Raw genomic sequence first — 1963 nt, forward strand, 5'->3', positions numbered from 1 at the left:
CTCCTGGCGCGCCCCCTGGACCCTCGACGACCGCGCCTCGGCCCGCCTGTGGGCGGAGTCCGAGCGGCTCACGGGGGTGACGTACGACGCCCTCGCGGCGTAGGGCCGCCGGCCGATGGAGCACTAGGTTGGGCGGGCGTTGTTCACCGACCGATACGGGGGAATCGTGACCGTCACCTATCTGATGCTCGCCCGGCTGCCGGAGGGCGGGGTGGGCGCCTTCGACGCCTACGAGAGCGCGGTGCTGCCCCTCCTCGCCGAGTACGGCGGGCGGCTCGAGCGGCGGATGCGCACCATGGACGACCGGCTCGAGGCCCACCTCGTCTCCTTCCCGACCGAGGACGCCCTCGACGCCTACCGCGCCGACCCCCGCCGCGCCGCCGCCGCGCCCCTGCTGGAGTCCTCCGGCGCGGAGGTCCAGCTGCTCGCCGTCCGTGACGTCGGCGACAGCGACGGCGCCCCACCACCCGTGTAGGCCCCCGGGGGCCGGGGAGATGCCGCGCGAAGACACTCGTACCATGCTCTGACCGTGACGCGTGCGCGTCACGGGGAGGGGGTCTGAACATGAGCAACAAGAGCCGCCTGCGAAGCGGTTGGCGGACGGGGGCGCTCCTGGTCGCCGCCGTCATGGGCGTCTCGCTGTTGTCGGCGACACCCGCGGCAGCCGTCCACGGCGCGGTGCCCGGCGACTTCAACGGCGACGGTTACCGCGACGCCGTGCTGCCCGCGCCGGGGGCGACCGTCGCCGGCGAGGAGGGCGCGGGCGCCGTGGTCGTTCTCTACGGAGGAGCGGCAGGGCTGTCGACGCCGCGGCGGGCGACGATCACGCAGAACAGCACGGGAGTGCCGGGCACGGCGGAGTTCAACGACGGTTTCGGCGGCGCCACCGCCACGGCGGACCTGAACCGGGACGGCTACGCCGACCTGGTGGTGGCCACGCCCTACGAGGACACCACCGGAGGCGAGGACGCCGGCCTGGTCACCGTGCTGTGGGGCAGCGGGTCCGGGCTGACGTCCGGCACCGACCTGCCGGCCGAGAACGCGGGCAAGCACTACGGGATCGACCTGGCGGCGGGCAGCACCGGCGCGGGTGCGAAGACCGAGGTGCTCGTCGCCGGGTTGCACGGGGCGTCGGCGTTCTACGGACCGTTCAGCCGCACGGGCACGTACGACGGCGGGGTGGCACGCAAGGACGACATCGGTTCCGTCGGGAGCGTCGCGCTGGGCGATTTCGACCACAGCGGCTACCTGGACGAGGTGTTCCTCAGCGTCGAGAGGTCCGATATCAGCGGCGGCTGGGTGTACGTCAACCCGGCGTCCCCATTCGGCGACGACGTCCAAGAAGCTGGCAACGGTCTGATCGCGGCGACCGGTGACGTCAACGGCGACGGCTTCGCCGATCTGGTGGTCGGAGACCCGGACGAGCCGGACCACGGCCCCGCCGATGGTGCGCTCGGTGGCCGGGTGCTCCTCTGGTACGGCACCGCCGCGGGGATCGCACGGGACGCCCAGCCGGTGGAGCTGACCCAGAACACCACCGGCGTGCCCGGCGCGAGTGAGGCCGAGGACGGCTTCGGCGGGGCGCTCGCAGTCGGCGACCTGAACGGCGACGGACTGGCGGACATCGTGGTCGGCGCGCCGTTCGAGGACACGGCCAAGCCGCGCGCGGGGATGGTGACGGTCATCCCCGGCCGCCGCACGGGAGCCCTGGGCGGCGAGTCGTACGCCTTCACGCAGGACACCGCCGGCGTCCCTGGAGGCGGGGAGACGGACGACATGTTCGGCACCACCGTGGCCGTCGGCGACATCAACAAGGACGGCAAGGCGGAGCTGTTCGTCAGCGCCGAGTCGGAGAACAACTCCACCGGCGCGGTCTGGGTCTTCCCCGGCGGCGCCAACGGCCCCACCGCCGAGGGCAGCACGATGATCACGGCGGCGGCGGTCGGCTTCCCGCAGGAGGCCC

2 protein-coding genes and 1 pseudogene are annotated in these 1963 nt (G+C 73.4%); all 3 read left to right on the top strand.

The window, feature by feature from the left end; genetic code table 11:
- A pseudogene (locus ACOV8S_RS21020) lies at nt 1–103 on the top strand (short-chain dehydrogenase); the annotation flags it as partial.
- Nucleotides 104–166: 63 nt separating this feature from the next.
- A complete protein-coding gene (locus ACOV8S_RS21025; RefSeq protein ID WP_448319361.1) occupies nt 167–475 on the top strand; it encodes a hypothetical protein in 309 nt (102 codons plus the stop codon).
- An 89-nt stretch (nt 476–564) separates the two neighbouring features.
- Nucleotides 565–1963: FG-GAP repeat protein (locus tag ACOV8S_RS21030; RefSeq protein WP_448319363.1), on the top strand; the 1399-nt coding region annotated here is incomplete at its 3' end.

This window comes from Streptomyces sp. CO7 (assembly GCF_053474865.1).